The sequence below is a fragment of the Streptomyces sp. 3-6 genome (genome assembly GCF_056323165.1).
The window spans coordinates 113898-129112 of record NZ_JBWHZP010000011.1 but is presented as its reverse complement, the minus strand read 5'-3'; the positions used below and the strand labels follow the sequence as shown (position 1 = coordinate 129112).

Below are 15215 nucleotides of genomic sequence, written 5' to 3'. Positions count from 1 at the left end.
GGCCCTGATGTTCACGCTCGTGTCCACGGGCCCCGTTGCTTCCGTGTTTCAAGAGTGGCGGGTTCCACGGAAAATTGAACTTGCGTTTCACAGAGTGAGACGCAAGTATCGTTTCATGGACAACAGTAGCGGCGTCGGCGTTCTGGACAAGGCGGCCCTCGTCCTGAGCGCTCTGGAGTCCGGCCCGGCCACCCTCGCGGGACTGGTCGGGGCGACCGGACTGGCACGACCCACGGCCCACCGCCTGGCCGTGGCGCTGGAACACCACCGTCTGGTGGCGCGGGACATGCAGGGCCGGTTCATCCTCGGCCCGCGCCTGGCCGAACTGGCCGCGGCGGCCGGTGAGGACCGCCTGCTCGCCACGGCGGGCCCGGTGCTGACCCACCTGCGGGACGTCACCGGCGAGAGCGCCCAGCTCTACCGCCGCCAGGGCGACATGCGCATCTGCGTCGCCGCGGCGGAGCGCCTGTCCGGGCTCAGGGACACGGTGCCGGTGGGGTCCACGCTGACGATGAAGGCCGGTTCCTCGGCGCAGATCCTGCTCGCCTGGGAGGAGCCGGAGCGGCTGCACCGCGGCCTGCAGGGCGCCCGCTTCACGGCGACGGCCCTGTCGGGCGTGCGGCGCCGCGGCTGGGCCCAGTCGATCGGCGAGCGGGAGCCCGGGGTGGCCTCCGTCTCCGCACCGGTGCGGGGGCCGTCCAACCGCGTGGTCGCCGCCGTCTCCGTCTCCGGCCCCATCGAGCGCCTGACCCGGCACCCGGGGCGCATGCACGCGCAGGCCGTGATCGACGCCGCCGGCCGCCTCTCCGAGGCGCTGCGCCGCTCCTGACCCTTCTCCCTCGCCTCTCCCCCGCCCGATCGCCGGGACGGGCCCGCCTCAACGCCGCGGCAGGCCCTCCCCCGGCCCCACGCGCCGCCGGCCGCCACCGGCGGCGCCGCCGTTTTCCCCGACCCTCGCGCCCGCCCGGCTCGGGTCGTGCCCTGTGGGCGGTGCCCGGCTCACCCGGTGTCCCCGGTTTCCGCGGTTTCCTCGGTTCCCCCGGGCGGTGGGCGAGCCTGTGGTTCGTCCGCTCCCCTCCTGCGCCCGATGGGGAGTTGGCCGCCCGGGGGCGGGAACACGCGAAAGCCCCCCACCGAGGTGGAGGGCTTTCGTGTCGTGTACCCCCGACCGGATTCGAACCGGCGCTACCGCCTTGAGAGGGCGGCGTGCTAGGCCGCTACACAACGGGGGCGTGGATCACGCGTTGCCGCGGATCCTGCTGGTCTACCTGGACTCGAACCAAGACTAACTGAACCAGAATCAGTCGTGCTGCCAATTACACCATAGACCAATGTGGTTTAGACCAGTCAGTACCCCCGACCGGATTCGAACCGGCGCTACCGCCTTGAGAGGGCGGCGTGCTAGGCCGCTACACAACGGGGGCCCTGGCGATCCCCACCCGGCCGGAGCCGGATGTTGTCACCGTGAGGGCAGTGGGAGCTACCCTGACTGCCTTCGCGGGATGGATCAGTACCCCCGACCGGATTCGAACCGGCGCTACTGCCTTGAGAGGGCAGCGTGCTAGGCCGCTACACAACGGGGGCTTGCGGATGTGATCCGCGGTGCAGATGAGCTCTGCGAGCTGGCCTACCTGGACTCGAACCAAGACTAACTGAACCAGAATCAGTCGTGCTGCCAATTACACCATAGGCCACTGGAACGCAAGCCCCGGAGGGGATCTTGTTCTAGCTGTGCGCCCGGGGTTCCGGCTCGGTGACCGGCGCCCCTCGGCGCAGGAAGAACATTACCCGAAGGAGGACGGGGCTCCAAAACGAGTATCCGGACCCCCGAGGACGGCGGGGAGTTCGGCCAGGGAGGCGATGCGGCGCGGGCCCTCGGGCGGTTCCACGCTCGCCCGGTCCCCGGAGCGGTCGATCCACACCGACAGCAGTCCGGCGTCCGCGGCCCCGCGGCCGTCGATCTCCGGGTGGTCCCCCACGTACGCCACCTGCCCGGGCGGCAGCCCCAGGGCGTCGCACGCCGCCAGGAAGGCGCCGGGCTCCGGCTTGGAGACGCCCAGCTCGGCGGCGCACAGGACGGCCTCGAAGCGGTCGTGCACCCCGAGGACGCGCAGCTTGCGGTCCTGGACGTGCAGGCTGGAGTTGGAGAGCACCGCGTGGCGGTGGCTGGCGGCCAGGGCGTCGAGCACCGGCAGCACGTCCGGGAAGAGGCTCCAGGCGGACTCGTAGTGCCGCACGTAGCGCTGGAACCAGGCATCGGCCTCGTCGTCGGTCAGGTCCCGCTCCAGGAACACCCGGGTGCGGTCGCGCCGCTGCGTGACGAAGTCCACCTCGCCGGCGGCGAACCGCGCCCACTGGGCCTCGGTGATCTCCCGCCAGCGCACGAGGGCCTCCTCGGCCGACCCGTACCCGGCGAGCAGCCCCTCGGCCGCCAGGTGGACGCGCATGCCCTCGCGGTCGGCGGTGGTGTAGTCGAAGAGTGTGTCGTCCACGTCCCAGACGACGGCCCGGATCCCCATGCCACCAGCGTAGGCCCGCCGCTCTCCCGGCCGGACCGGCCCGCGGGCACGGCGCGGGAGGCACGGGACGGCACAGGGGGGCGGCGACCGTCACCGGCCGCCGCCCCCCTGTGTCGGAGACGTCGCACTTCGAACCGCGGAGCAGACCTACCCGGCGAGCTTCGCCAGCGCCGCGTCGATCCTGGCCAGCGTGGTCTCCCGGCCCAGGACCTCCAGGGACTCGAAGAGCGGCAGACCGACGGTGCGGCCCGTGACGGCGACGCGGACCGGGGCCTGCGCCTTGCCCAGCTTGAGGCCGTGGGCCTCGCCGGCGGCCAGGACGGCCTCCTTCAGGGACTCGGCGGAGGACCAGTCGGCGGCCTCCAGCTTCTCCCGGGCGGTGCGCAGCAGGGCGTCGGAGCCCTCCTTCATCGCCTTGTTCCAGGACGCCTCGTCGAAGACCGGCTCCGGCAGGAACAGGAAGTCGACGTTGTCGGTGATCTCGGAGAGGACCTTCAGGCGGGTCTGCGCGTGCGGGGCGACGGCCTGCCACTTGGCCTCGTCGAAGTCCTCCGGCGCCCAGGGGGCGAAGGGGGCGCGGAGCCAGGGGCGGCAGCGCTCGGCGAAGTCCTTCACGTCGAGCATCCGGATGTGGTCGGCGTTGATCGCCTCGCACTTCTTGAGGTCGAAGCGGGCCGGGTTGGGCTGCACATCGGTGACGTCGAAGGCCGCGACCATCTCCTCGACCGAGAAGACGTCCCGGTCGGCGGAGAGCGACCAGCCGAGCAGGGAGAGGTAGTTGAGCAGGCCCTCGGGGAGGAAGCCGCGCTCCCGGTAGAGGTTGAGCGAGGACTGCGGGTCCCGCTTGGAGAGCTTCTTGTTGCCCTCGCCCATCACGTACGGCAGGTGGCCGAAGGCCGGGGTCCCCTGGGCGACGCCCAGTTCCGTCAGCGCCTGGTAGAGGGCGATCTGGCGGGGGGTGGAGGAGAGCAGGTCCTCGCCGCGCAGGACGTGGGTGATCTCCATCAGGGCGTCGTCGACCGGGTTGACCAGCGTGTACAGCGGGGCGCCGTTGGCGCGGACGATGCCGTAGTCCGGGACGTTCTCCGGGAGGTAGGTGATCTCGCCGCGCACCAGGTCGGTGAAGGTGATCGCCTCGTCCGGCATGCGGAAGCGGACGATCGGCTCGCGGCCCTGGGCCTGGTACTCCTCGACCTGGGCGTCGGTGAGCTCGCGGCAGTGGCCGTCGTAGCCGGAGGGCTTTCCGGCGGCGCGGGCGGCCTCGCGGCGGGTGTCCAGCTCCTGCTGGGAGCAGTAGCAGTGGTAGGCGTGCCCGGCGTCCAGCAGCTTGGCCGCGACGTCCCGGTAGACGTCCATGCGCTCGGACTGGCGGTACGGGGCGTGGGGGCCGCCGACCTCGGGGCCCTCGTCCCAGTCGAAGCCCAGCCAGCGCATCGCGTCGAGCAGCTGGGTGTAGGACTCCTCGGAGTCCCGGGCCGCGTCGGTGTCCTCGATGCGGAAGACCAGGGTGCCGCCGTGGTGCTTGGCGAACGCCCAGTTGAACAGGGCGGTGCGGACCAGGCCCACGTGGGGGTTACCGGTGGGCGAGGGACAGAAACGGACGCGTACGGGAGACGAGCCGGGTGCGCTAGCCACGCTTGACAACCTTGTTGGTGAGAGTGCCGATGCCTTCGATGGTGACGGCGACTTCGTCGCCGACGTGGAGGGGGCCGACGCCCGCCGGGGTGCCGGTGAGGATCACGTCACCCGGCAGCAGGGTCATGGCCTCGGAGATGTTGACGACCAGCTCCTCGATGGAGTGGATCATCTCGCTGGTGCGGCCGAGCTGGCGCTGGGCGCCGTCGACCGTCAGCTGGATGGTCAGGTCGCCCGCGGCGGCGAGGTCCAGGCCGGTCTCCACCCACGGGCCCAGCGGGCAGGAGGTGTCGAAGCCCTTGGCCCGGGCCCACTGCTTCTCGCGCCGCTGCACGTCGCGGGCGGTGACGTCGTTGGCGCAGGTGAAGCCGAAGACCACGTCCTTGACGCGCTCGCGCGGGACCTCGCGGCACATCCGCCCGATGACCACGGCCAGCTCGGCCTCGTGGTGCAGCTCCTGGGAGAAGGAGGGGTACTGGATCTCGTCGCCGGAGCCGATCACCGAGGTGGCGGGCTTGAAGAAGGCGAAGGGGGCGTCGGGGACCTCGTTGCCCATCTCCTTCGCGTGCTCGGCGTAGTTGCGGCCGAAGGCCACGACCTTGTTGGGCAGCACCGGGGGCAGCAGCCTGACCTTGTCCAGGGGGACCCTGGTGCCGGAGAGCTCGAAGTCCGCGAACGGGATGCCCTTGATGATGTTCAGGACGAGTTCGTCCTGCCGGTCGCCCTCGACCGCACCGAAGGCGACGTTCCCGTCGATGGAAAATCTGGCGATGCGCACGGGATGCCTGTCCCCTTGACTGAGCCGGCTGGAGTCTGACGCTCCAGGCTAACGCGGCGGGGTGCCGGGTCCGGACGCACGAGCGCCGGGCGCCCCGCTGAACGAGGGGCACCCGGCGTGCGTACTGACCGGTGTCGGTGTCAGTGCGCGGCGGCGGCCGCGACCGGGATCTCCATGAGGACGGTGCGCTTGGGGTTGGCAGTCCGGGCCGGGAGTTCGACGGCGTGTTCCTGCTGGGCCGGCGTCTGCAGGTCGTCGGCGCCGTCGAGGTGGGCCAGCGTCGTGCGTCGCGGGTTGGCGATCTTGTGGAACATCGTCGTCGTCTTCACTGTTTACTGGACCCTGTTCTGTTCGAGGGCGCCCGTGGGGTCCGATGGGTCCCGGTCGGGCGCGGGTTGACGGTGTGGCCATCCCTGTAAAGCGTCAGGCTAAACATTCAATTCCCCGCCGATGACGCCGGGACGGGATGATCCCTGTGTGAGTTTCCTCACGGACAGACGGACATTTCAGCCAATCCGGACGGCCGGTTTCCGCCGCCGAAACGGACATTCGACACCTGAAGCCATCATTCCGCTCCCGATCATGGCGACTGGGACACCCGGCCCTCCCGCACGACTCGCGGGGTTTCGTCCGTTCCGTCCCGAATGCTGATCCACTACTCGTGATACCTCACTCACGGGGTGTCACGTATGTCACGGCTCGGTCCACGGGCCTTGTTGGAGATCCTGCACTGTGCTGGAATTCCTCGGACCGCCGCAGGATCGAGCCGGCGCACAGGGGGCGCACCGACGCGCCGAGTGGCGGCGAGATGGGGGAACCCGCGCCGGTCACTCACGACCACCACGGGGGCGTATTCAGGGCGCCCTCAAGACGCCGACACCGTGCCCAGCCGTTCACGCGGAGGGGTGCCTGGTCCAGAGGTTGCGACGCTAGTGCAGGGACGTTTCAAGAGGGATGGCAGCGCTTCGGCGGAGCCGGAGCCGCACGGCGGGACTGGCCCCATGCCAGGCAGCTCCTCGCCCCAGCACGCCCAGATTCCGGGCCGGCCCACCGCCGGCGACAGCGGCGACCGCCCCGGCACGTCCGGGACCGACGGACCGGCGGGCCCGCCCCCGGCGCGGCCGCCGAAGGGACCGACGGGCCCCGGGCCGCGAATAGCCCTGCGCAACTGGCGCATCTCCACCCGACTGGTGTCGCTGCTCGCGCTCCCGGTGGTCGCGGCCACCTCGCTGGGCGCCCTGCGTATCGACCAGTCCATGGACGACATCCAGCAGCTCGACAACATGAAGCTGCTGACGGACATGACCAAGCAGGCCACCGAGCTGGCCGCCCAGCTCCAGGACGAGCGCGACCAGTCCGCCGGCCCGCTGGCGCACGGCGCCAAGCCCTCCGACTTCACCGTCAAGGGCACCCGGGAGAAGACCGACCGGGCGATGCGGAACTTCCTGGACAGTTCCGAGCGGATCGACACCACCGAGGACGGCAACCTCAGCGGCGTCCGCGAGAGCCTGGTGCAGATCGTCGCCCAGCTCGGCAACCTCAACAAGACGCGCAACTCGGCCTACAGCCAGGAGCGCAACGCCACGCAGACCGTCGAGGCGTACCACCGCCTGATCGAGAACCTGGTCGACCTCTCCCAGGACATGGCGGAGGCCACCAGCAACCCGGAGATGATCCAGCGCACCCGCGCGCTGGCGTCCTTCTCCGCGGCCAAGGAGTACGCCTCGGTCCAGCGCGCGATCCTCGCGGCGGCGCTGCCGGCCAGCAACACCACCTTCGGTGACCTCTCGGAGAACGACCGCCTCTACGGCGAGTCGGCGCAGGAGAGCGAGGGGATCGAGCTCGACTCCTTCAAGGCGGTCTACGGCGAGGCCGACGCGGTGGAGCTGCTCCTGCCCATCACCGAGGGCAACAGCACCATCCAGGCCACCGACAAGTACGCCACCCGCGCGCTCAGCAGCCGCGACGGCCTGAAGTCGATGAACAAGCGGTCCTACCGCGACTGGCTCGACGACAGCGGCACCAAGCTCCAGCAGATGAAGAACATCGAGCACACGCTGCTCGAGGAGATGGAACAGAAGGCCCGCGAGCTGCGCAGCGCCACCGAGCGCGACGCGATCATCTCCGGTCTGCTGATCCTGCTGGTGCTCGGCGTCTCCCTGGTCGGCGCCTTCGTGGTGGCCCGCTCCATGATCCGCTCGCTGCGGCGCCTGGAGGACACCGCGACCAAGGTCGCCCAGGAACGCCTGCCCGAGCTGGTCAAGCAGCTGTCCGAGTCCGACCCGCAGGACGTCGACACGTCCGTGGAGTCGGTGGGTGTGCACTCCCGGGACGAGATCGGCCGCGTGGCCGCGGCCTTCGACGACGTGCACCGCGAGGCGGTCCGCCTCGCCGCCGAGCAGGCCCTGCTGCGGGGCAACGTCAACGCGATGTTCACCAACCTCTCGCGCCGCTCCCAGGGTCTGATCCAGCGCCAGCTGTCGCTGATCTCCGAGCTGGAGTCCCGCGAGGCCGACCCGGACCAGCTGTCCTCGCTGTTCAAGCTCGACCACCTCGCCACGCGTATGCGCCGGAACGGTGAGAACCTCCTGGTCCTCGCCGGTGAGGAGCCGGGCCGCCGGTGGACGCGCCCGGTCCCGCTGGTCGACGTGCTCCGTGCCGCCGCCTCCGAGGTGGAGCAGTACGAGCGCATCGAACTGTCGTCGGTGCCGACCACCGAAGTGGCCGGCCGGGTCGTCAACGACCTCGTGCACCTGCTCGCCGAGCTGCTGGAGAACGCGACCTCGTTCTCCTCCCCGCAGACCAAGGTGAAGGTCACCGGTCACGCGCTGCCCGACGGGCGGGTGCTGATCGAGATCCACGACACCGGTATCGGTCTGTCGCCGGAGGACCTGGCCGCGATCAACGAGCGGCTCGCCTCGCCGCCCACCGTGGACGTCTCCGTCTCCCGCCGCATGGGTCTGTTCGTGGTCGGCCGGCTGTCCCAGCGGCACGGCATCCGCATCCAGCTCCGCCCGTCCGACTCCGGCGGCACGACCGCGCTGGTCATGCTGCCCGTCGACGTCGCCCAGGGCGGCAAGAAGCCGCAGGGCAAGCCGGGTCAGCCGGGCCAGGGCGGTCCCGCCGCCGCGCAGGCCGCCGCCGGTGCCGCCGCCGCCCGGCGTGCCGCCGGGGCCGGCCAGTCCGGTGGCCCCGCGCTCGGCGCCGGTGCGCCCGGCGGTGGCCGGCTCGGCGCCGGCCAGGCTCCGCGGGCCGCGCTGCCGCCGCGTGACGGCGGCGGACGGCCCGGTGCTCCGGGCGCCCCGCGCGGACCGCAGGGCCAGCCGGCCTCCTCCGGACCGTCGTTGTTCGAGCAGGGCGGCGCGCCCTCCGCGCCGCAGGGCCGTCCGGCACCGGCGGGCGCCGGCTTCGGCGGCCAGGCTCCGGGCGCCCCGCAGGGGCTGCAGGCCGCGGGTCCGGGCGGGGCCCAGGGCCAGGACGCCTTCGGGGGCCGTGCGCCGGTGCCGCCGCAGCGCGGCAAGGACACCGCCGACCGGGGCCGTCGCCCGCAGCTGCCGCCGCGCGGTGGCGCCCGGCCGGAGCTGCCGGGCGGCGAGCCGCAGCAGCAGCGGGTGCCGAGCTGGAGCGACGAGAACGCCCAGCCGCAGGTGCCCCCGCGTCCGGCGCACGACGCGCCGCGCGGACACGACGAGTCGGACGTCACGCGCACGGCCGCCATGCCGCGCATCGACGGATCCGCCGCGAACCCGCAGCACACCGGCCAGTTCGCCGGGCCCGGCGCGGACCGTGCCCCGGGCGGCGACCCCTACGTCCGCGGGGACGTCTTCGGCGATCCCTCGAACCAGCAGCACCAGCAGCAGCACCGGCAGGACCCGGCGCAGACGGGGCAGTTCCCCGTCCCGCAGGGTTACGACAACGCCTCGACCGGTCAGTTCCCGGCGCCCGGCCAGGGCGGCGACACCGGGCGGCACGCCCTGCCGGGGCGGCAGGGTGCCGCGGACCCGGCGGCCACCGGCCAGTTCGAACGTCCGCAGGTGAACGGCGCGCACGGCGGCGGCTTCGGCGCCTCGCGTCCGCCGGCCCCGCAGCAGCGGCCGGTCCGCGAGCCGGAGGCGCTGCCCCCGGCGACCGGCCCCGGTGACGGACGCACCCCGCTGTACGACACCCTGGAGACCAACTGGTTCCGCGGTGCCGGCCGGCAGCAGCCGGAGCAGGGCGCGGGCCCGGCCCCGGCCGCCCCGCAGCAGCAGCCGCAGGGGCCCACCGGCCCCCAGCGGTCCGACACGGCCTCCTGGCGCAGCTCGCCCAACGACGAGCTGGTCCGGCAGGCCGAGCGGGTCCGGCAGCCGGCCGCGGGTGGCGTCACCACCTCCGGTCTGCCGCGCCGGGTGCCCCGGGCGAACCTCGTCCCGGGCACGGCTCAGCAGCAGTCGCACCAGAGCGGTCCGCAGGTCTCCCGCGCACCGGACGACGTGCGCGGCCGGCTGACCAATCTTCGTCGAGGTATCGCGCAGGGGCGTCAGGCCGGGTCCACCCAGACCGGCAGCTTCCCGCGGCCCACTCACCAGCAGGAGCGTTAGTTGAGCCAGATGAGCCAGGCGGCACAGAACCTCAACTGGTTGATCACCAACTTCGTGGACAACACCCCCGGGGTGTCCCACACCGTCGTCGTGTCCGCCGACGGACTCCTGCTGGCACTCTCGGAGGGCTTCCCGCGCGACCGCGCGGACCAGCTCGCGGCCGTCGCCTCGGGACTGACCTCCCTGACGGCCGGTGCCTCCCGGATCTTCGAAGGCGGCAACGTGGCCCAGACGGTCGTGGAGATGGAGCGAGGGTTCCTGTTCCTCATGTCCGTCTCGGACGGCTCGTCCCTGGCCGTCCTGGCGCACCCCGAGTGCGACATCGGCCTCGTCGGCTACGAGATGGCGCTGCTGGTCGACCGCGCGGGTGCGGTTCTGACCCCGGACCTGCGCGCCGAACTACAGGGAAGTCTGCTCCACTGATCGGCCCCGGCACCACCCGTCTCACCACATCACCGTCCGGCCGCCACATTCCCCCCACCGGCCCCTTACAGACGGCTTGACCGACCGACTTGCTGTCCCGCCCGGAGGATTCATGACCCCGCCCACCGCCTCTCATGATCCGTACGCGGAGCCGTACGAGGACGAGGGCGACCAGCCGCTGGTACGTCCGTATGCGATGACCGGCGGCCGGACCAGGCCGCGCTATCAGCTGGCCATCGAGGCACTGATCAGTACGACGGCCGACCCGGCAGCGCTCATGGGACTCCTTCCGGAGCACCAGCGGATCTGCCACCTGTGCCGTGAGGTGAAGTCCGTCGCCGAGGTGTCGGCGCTGCTGAACATGCCGCTGGGGGTCGCCCGGATCCTGGTGGCGGACCTCGCGGAGGCGGGGCTGGTCGCCATCCACCAGCCGGGCGGCGACGAGACGACCGGCGCCCCGGACGTGACACTGCTCGAAAGGGTGCTCAGTGGACTTCGCAAGCTCTAGTGGCGGGGCGGTCTCCGAGAGCCGTTCCACGACCTCCGCGAAGATCGTGGTGGCGGGTGGCTTCGGCGTGGGCAAGACCACGTTCGTCGGCGCCGTCTCGGAGATCAATCCGCTGCGCACGGAGGCCGTCATGACGTCCGCCTCGGCGGGCATCGACGACCTGACCCACACCGGGGACAAGACGACCACGACGGTCGCCATGGACTTCGGGCGCATCACGCTCGACCAGGACCTGATCCTGTACCTGTTCGGCACGCCCGGCCAGGACCGGTTCTGGTTCATGTGGGACGACCTGGTGCGCGGCGCGATCGGCGCGGTCGTCCTCGTCGACACCAGGCGGCTCGCCGACTGCTTCCCCGCCGTCGACTACTTCGAGAACAGCGGCCTGCCGTTCGTCGTCGCCCTCAACGGCTTCGACGGACAGCAGCCGTACCAGCCGGAGGAGGTGCGCGAGGCGCTGCAGATCGGGCCCGACACCCCGATCATCACCACCGACGCCCGTCACCGCTCGGACGCCAAGAGTGCGTTGATCACTCTGGTGGAGCACGCCCTGATGGCCCGCCTCAGGTAGATCAAACAGCAAGATCCATACGGCAGTTGCCGTGCCAGCACCGGAGCCGGCCGTGTCCTTGGACACGGCCGGCCCCGGTGTTCATAACGTTTCGGCAGAGGAATCGACGGAGGTCGACACGCGACGCGTTCGAGCGGTACCACTGTGCGCACGAACGCCCTTCCATTTGGCGGGGCTCGCTCTGTTTGACCGTTTTATCTGGGGTTTACATCACTCTGTTTCCCTGCCGCCGACTGTTTGGAAGAGCGCAGGTCGGCATGCTGGAATGCCTGAACTGCCCAGTAGTCAAAGACGTACCCAGTAGTCGATGACACGCAGGGTTCTGAGACACAGCGGCACGACTGAGGTGCCGACCGCCGAGAGGTTGTTGGTCGAGTGAGGCGAAGCACGAACGGTCCCGAGCCGTCGGCCCGGGGCAACTTCACCCCGCCGCCGCGCACAGCGGCGCCCGCCCACGTACCCGAACCCGAGGCGGCGGCCGCACCACCGCCGAGCAGCGGCCGTTTCTCCCCCCACAACTGGCGGGTGACCACCCGGCTGAACGCGATCCTGCTCATACCCGTGCTGGTCGGCCTCGTCATGGGCGGCTTCCAGGTGAGCAGCTCGATCGAGACCTGGCAGGAGGCCGAGGACGCCGAGAAGGTCGCGCTCCTCGTGCGCGCCGCCGACGACTACGGTCAGGCACTGCTCAACGAACGTGACCTCACCGCCCCCGACCTGCTGTCGGGCAAGGGCGAGACGGAGCAGGTCAAGAAGCTCCGCGCGGCCACCGACGCCGCCAAGGAGGAGTTCGACCGGGTCGCCGAGGACCTGCCGAGCACCGCCGCGCTGGACCGCCGGATGAAGCTCTTCCGCTCCAACGAGACCGGTCTGGGCCCGCTGCGCGAGAAGGCGTACACCGCCTCCATGGACCCGGTGAAGACCGAAGAGGGCTACGTCTCCGTCCAGCACTCCCTGATGGAGTTCGCCAACGAACTCGGCCTCGGCACCGGCAACGTCACCAGCTACGGCCGCACCGTCTACGCCGTCTCCCTCGCCAAGGCCGCCGCCTCCCTCCAGCGCTCCATCGGCGTGCACCTGCTGGTGCGCCCGAGCCAGAAGCCCGAGGTCGGCCAGCAGCAGCGCGTCTCCCTCGCGTCGTACCGCTACCTCGAGGGCATCGCGATCAACGAGTTCGTCTCCTCCGGCACGCAGGGCGACGTCGAGCGACTCGACGCGATCATGGCCCAGCAGCGCGAGACCATCGGTGACAAGGGCCCCGCCGTCGGCGCCGGCGAGTCCTCCTCGACGCAGGGCGGCGCCTACACGGCCATGCCCGCCGCCGACAACATGCTCCAGGGCCTGGCGTCCGGCGCGCTGTCGGAGGACCAGCTCAAGGAGAACGGCATCACCCTGAAGAACTGGATGGGTGCCTACACCGCTAAGTTCGCCGGGTACAGCGAGGTCGAGTCCGAACTCGTCGACAAGGCCGTGGACGAGGCCCAGACCATCGCCGACAACGCCAAGCGGGACGCGCTGATCACCGGCGCCGTCGTGGTGATCGCCCTGCTCGCCGCGTTCATCCTGGCCGGCATGGTGGCCCGCCAGATGAGCCGCTCCATGCGCCAGCTGCGCAACGCCGCGTTCGGCATCGCCGAGCAGCGCCTGCCGATGCTGGTCGACCAGCTCTCCCGGACCGAGCCCGGCCGGGTCGACACCCGGGTCGCACCGATCCCGATCACCTCCACGGACGAGATCGGCGAGGTCGCCCGCGCCTTCGACCAGGTCCACCGCGAGGCGGTGCGGCTCGCCTCCGAGCAGGCACTGCTGCGGGGCAACATCAACGCGATCTTCACCAACCTCTCGCGCCGCAACCAGTCGCTGATCGAGGGCCAGCTGACCCTGCTCACCGACCTGGAGAACAACGAGGCCGACCCGGACCAGCTGGAGAACCTCTTCCGCCTGGACCACCTGGCCACCCGTATGCGCCGCAACGGCGAGAACCTCCTCGTCCTCGCCGGCGAGGAGCCCGGCCGCCGCTGGGACCAGCCGGTCCCGCTGGTCGACGTGATCCGCGCCGCCTCCTCCGAGGTGGAGCAGTACGAGCGCATCGAGCTGTCCGGGGTGCCGGAGGCCGAGATCCACGGCCGCGCCGTGACCGACCTCGTGCACCTGCTGGCCGAGCTCCTGGAGAACGCCACCACGTTCTCCTCGCCGCAGACGAAGGTCCGGGTCACCGCGACCCGTCTGCCCGACGGCCGCGTGATGATCGAGATCCACGACAAGGGCATCGGCCTGACGGCCGAGGACTTCGCGGACATCAACCACAAGCTGGCCAACCCGCCGACCGTGGACGCCGCGATCTCCCAGCGCATGGGCCTGTTCGTGGTCGGCCGGCTGTCCGACCGGCACGGCATCCGGGTCCAGCTGCGCCCCTCGGGTGAGCAGGCCGGGACCACCTCGCTGGTCATGCTGCCGGACGCCATCACCCACGGTGGCGGCGGCGAGCAGCCGGGCCACGACGAGTTCACGGTCTCGCAGATCATCCCGGAGCAGAGCTACCAGGGCGAGGACTTCAACCAGCAGCCGCTGCGCACCGCCGCGGAGCTGGGCTTCGACGACAGCCGCTACGAGGTCCCGGACGACCTGCGCGACCTCGACCCGGTCGGCCGCTCCCTGATGCGCGAGGGCCGCCGCGCGGCCCTGGAGGCACAGCAGCCGTCGGAGGCGGCCCCGGCGGACGAGGCCGGGACCACCGGCGAGTTCGCCGGCCCGCAGGGCTTCGACCAGGGCCAGGGCTACGACCAGGGCGCGCAGGCCGCCCAGGCCTTCGACGAGGGCTACCGGGACCAGCAGCAGGCGGCCGGGTACGGCACACAGCAGCAGACCGGGTACGACCAGCAGTCCTACGACGGCGGCGGCGACCAGCAGGGGTACGGCACCTCCGACCAGCAGGCGTACGGCAACGGGCAGCAGCAGTCCTACGACAACGGCTACTACGCGCCGAACGGCAACGCCCCGCAGCAGAACGACGCCTACGCGTCCGACGGCGGCTACGCGGACACCGGCTACCCGGAGCAGACCCCGGCCGACGGAGCCGCGGGCGGACCGGCGGGTGCCTCCTCCGACTCGTTCCCCGGTTTCGCCGACCGGCGCCACGAGGACGACTGGCCCCAGGCCGACGGCTACCGCAACGGCTACCCTGCCCAGTACCCTGCGGATGCCCAGGAGTCGGAATCCACGCAGGCCGCTGACGCAGGTGAGCGGGACAGCGTAGGCTTCGACCGTCCGGGACCGGCCCCCTCCGACGCCCACGAGCTGACCGACGCCGGGCTGCCCCGCCGCGGATCGACCGCGAGCGGCGCCACGGGCGGCGCGCGGCACGCGGGCCAGGAGACGCCGGCCTCCACTCCGGAGACCAACGGCGACGGCAGCGGCTGGCGTTCGGCGAACGACGAACGCTGGCAGCAGGCCTCGCAGCTGAGGAAGCCCAAGGCGGGCGGAGTGACCTCCTCGGGTCTGCCGCGGCGCGTGCCCAAGGCCAATCTGGTCCAGGGCTCCGCCGAAACCACTCCACAGGGAGGCCCCCAGGTCTCCCGCGCCCCGGAGGACGTCCGGGGCAGGCTGAGCAACCTGCGGCGCGGTGTCCAACGGGGCCGCAACGCAGGCAGTGAAACGAACGGCCAGGGCTTCGGTCCTGACAGCACCTACAACCAGGAGCGTTAGTGTGAGCCCGATGAGCCAGGCGGCACAGAACCTGAACTGGTTGATCACCAACTTCGTGGACAACACCCCGGGGGTGTCCCACACGGTGGTGGTCTCCGCCGACGGACTCCTTCTGGCGATGTCCGAAGGCTTCCCCCGCGACCGCGCCGACCAGCTCGCGGCCGTCGCCTCCGGTCTGACGTCTCTGACGGCAGGCGCCTCCCGGATCTTCGAGGGTGGCAGCGTGAACCAGACGGTCGTGGAGATGGAGCGGGGGTTCCTGTTCATCATGTCCATCTCCGACGGTTCGTCGCTCGCCGTCCTCGCGCACCCGGAGGCGGACATCGGCCTCATCGGGTACGAGATGGCCCTCCTGGTGGACCGGGCCGGTACCGTTCTCACCCCGGATCTTCGTGCGGAGCTCCAAGGGAGCCTTCTCAACTAACAGACGGACGGTGCGCTTTGTCGTCCCGGGGCCGTAAGGTTTCGGGACGCGGCTCCAGCATGATGGATGCCA

At 71.2% G+C, this 15215-nt stretch carries 11 protein-coding genes and 5 tRNA genes; 7 read left to right on the top strand and 9 right to left on the bottom strand.

Features of this window, described 5'->3' with window-relative positions; genetic code table 11:
- Nucleotides 1–115: 115 nt before the first annotated feature.
- Nucleotides 116–829, top strand: coding sequence for an IclR family transcriptional regulator NdgR (ndgR, locus tag AC02VZ_RS16445; RefSeq protein ID WP_362092190.1), 714 nt, complete (start codon nucleotides 116–118; stop codon nucleotides 827–829).
- Nucleotides 830–1159: 330 nt separating this feature from the next.
- Here ndgR and AC02VZ_RS16440 read toward each other — a convergent pair.
- From AC02VZ_RS16440 to AC02VZ_RS16400, 9 genes are all read right to left on the bottom strand, one after another.
- Nucleotides 1160–1232 (bottom strand) — tRNA-Glu (locus AC02VZ_RS16440).
- A 27-nt stretch (nucleotides 1233–1259) separates the two neighbouring features.
- A tRNA-Gln gene (locus tag AC02VZ_RS16435) sits at nucleotides 1260–1331 on the bottom strand.
- 20 nt (nucleotides 1332–1351) lie between these two features.
- Nucleotides 1352–1424, bottom strand: a tRNA-Glu gene (locus tag AC02VZ_RS16430).
- An 87-nt stretch (nucleotides 1425–1511) separates the two neighbouring features.
- A tRNA-Glu gene (locus AC02VZ_RS16425) sits at nucleotides 1512–1584 on the bottom strand.
- 38 nt (nucleotides 1585–1622) lie between these two features.
- Nucleotides 1623–1694 (bottom strand) — tRNA-Gln (locus tag AC02VZ_RS16420).
- Between the two features lie 90 nt (nucleotides 1695–1784).
- A complete protein-coding gene (locus tag AC02VZ_RS16415) occupies nucleotides 1785–2519 on the bottom strand; it encodes an HAD family hydrolase (protein WP_432055580.1) in 735 nt (244 codons plus the stop codon).
- 147 nt (nucleotides 2520–2666) lie between these two features.
- On the bottom strand, nucleotides 2667–4154 hold the full coding sequence (gltX, locus tag AC02VZ_RS16410) for a glutamate--tRNA ligase (protein WP_432055581.1): 1488 nt from the start codon (nucleotides 4152–4154) through the stop codon (nucleotides 2667–2669).
- Complete coding sequence (locus tag AC02VZ_RS16405; RefSeq protein WP_432055582.1) at nucleotides 4147–4932, bottom strand: fumarylacetoacetate hydrolase family protein; 786 nt, start codon at nucleotides 4930–4932, stop codon at nucleotides 4147–4149. The genes gltX and AC02VZ_RS16405 overlap by 8 nt, the downstream gene beginning before the upstream one ends.
- Before the next feature lie 140 nt (nucleotides 4933–5072).
- A complete protein-coding gene (locus tag AC02VZ_RS16400) occupies nucleotides 5073–5261 on the bottom strand; it encodes a hypothetical protein (RefSeq protein WP_362092608.1) in 189 nt (62 codons plus the stop codon).
- Between the two features lie 603 nt (nucleotides 5262–5864).
- Here AC02VZ_RS16400 and AC02VZ_RS16395 point away from each other — a divergent pair.
- The 6 genes from AC02VZ_RS16395 (at nucleotide 5865) to AC02VZ_RS16370 (ending at nucleotide 15143) form a co-directional block, all read left to right on the top strand.
- Nucleotides 5865–9512, top strand: coding sequence for a sensor histidine kinase (locus tag AC02VZ_RS16395; protein ID WP_432055583.1), 3648 nt, complete (start codon nucleotides 5865–5867; stop codon nucleotides 9510–9512).
- A 9-nt stretch (nucleotides 9513–9521) separates the two neighbouring features.
- The gene (locus AC02VZ_RS16390; RefSeq protein ID WP_004983056.1) at nucleotides 9522–9935 is read left to right on the top strand and encodes a roadblock/LC7 domain-containing protein; all 414 of its coding nucleotides are present in this window, start codon (nucleotides 9522–9524) and stop codon (nucleotides 9933–9935) included.
- A 112-nt stretch (nucleotides 9936–10047) separates the two neighbouring features.
- A complete protein-coding gene (locus AC02VZ_RS16385) occupies nucleotides 10048–10443 on the top strand; it encodes a DUF742 domain-containing protein (RefSeq protein ID WP_159535968.1) in 396 nt (131 codons plus the stop codon).
- Nucleotides 10424–11014, top strand: a complete 591-nt coding sequence (locus AC02VZ_RS16380) for a GTP-binding protein (RefSeq protein WP_362092176.1) — start codon at nucleotides 10424–10426, stop codon at nucleotides 11012–11014. The genes AC02VZ_RS16385 and AC02VZ_RS16380 overlap by 20 nt, the downstream gene beginning before the upstream one ends.
- Before the next feature lie 375 nt (nucleotides 11015–11389).
- On the top strand, nucleotides 11390–14719 hold the full coding sequence (locus tag AC02VZ_RS16375; RefSeq protein WP_476475714.1) for a sensor histidine kinase: 3330 nt from the start codon (nucleotides 11390–11392) through the stop codon (nucleotides 14717–14719).
- Between the two features lie 10 nt (nucleotides 14720–14729).
- Complete coding sequence (locus AC02VZ_RS16370; protein WP_004983065.1) at nucleotides 14730–15143, top strand: roadblock/LC7 domain-containing protein; 414 nt, start codon at nucleotides 14730–14732, stop codon at nucleotides 15141–15143.
- Nucleotides 15144–15215 lie beyond the last annotated feature (72 nt).

Coding starts and splice junctions, on each gene's coding strand:
- ndgR (WP_362092190.1), top strand. CDS start 116: ATGGACAACAGTAGCGGCGTCGGCGTTCTGGACAAGGCGGCCCTCGTC.
- AC02VZ_RS16385 (WP_159535968.1), top strand. CDS start 10,048: ATGACCCCGCCCACCGCCTCTCATGATCCGTACGCGGAGCCGTACGAG.
- AC02VZ_RS16370 (WP_004983065.1), top strand. CDS start 14,730: ATGAGCCAGGCGGCACAGAACCTGAACTGGTTGATCACCAACTTCGTG.
- AC02VZ_RS16390 (WP_004983056.1), top strand. CDS start 9,522: ATGAGCCAGGCGGCACAGAACCTCAACTGGTTGATCACCAACTTCGTG.
- AC02VZ_RS16415 (WP_432055580.1), bottom strand. CDS start 2,519: ATGGGGATCCGGGCCGTCGTCTGGGACGTGGACGACACACTCTTCGAC.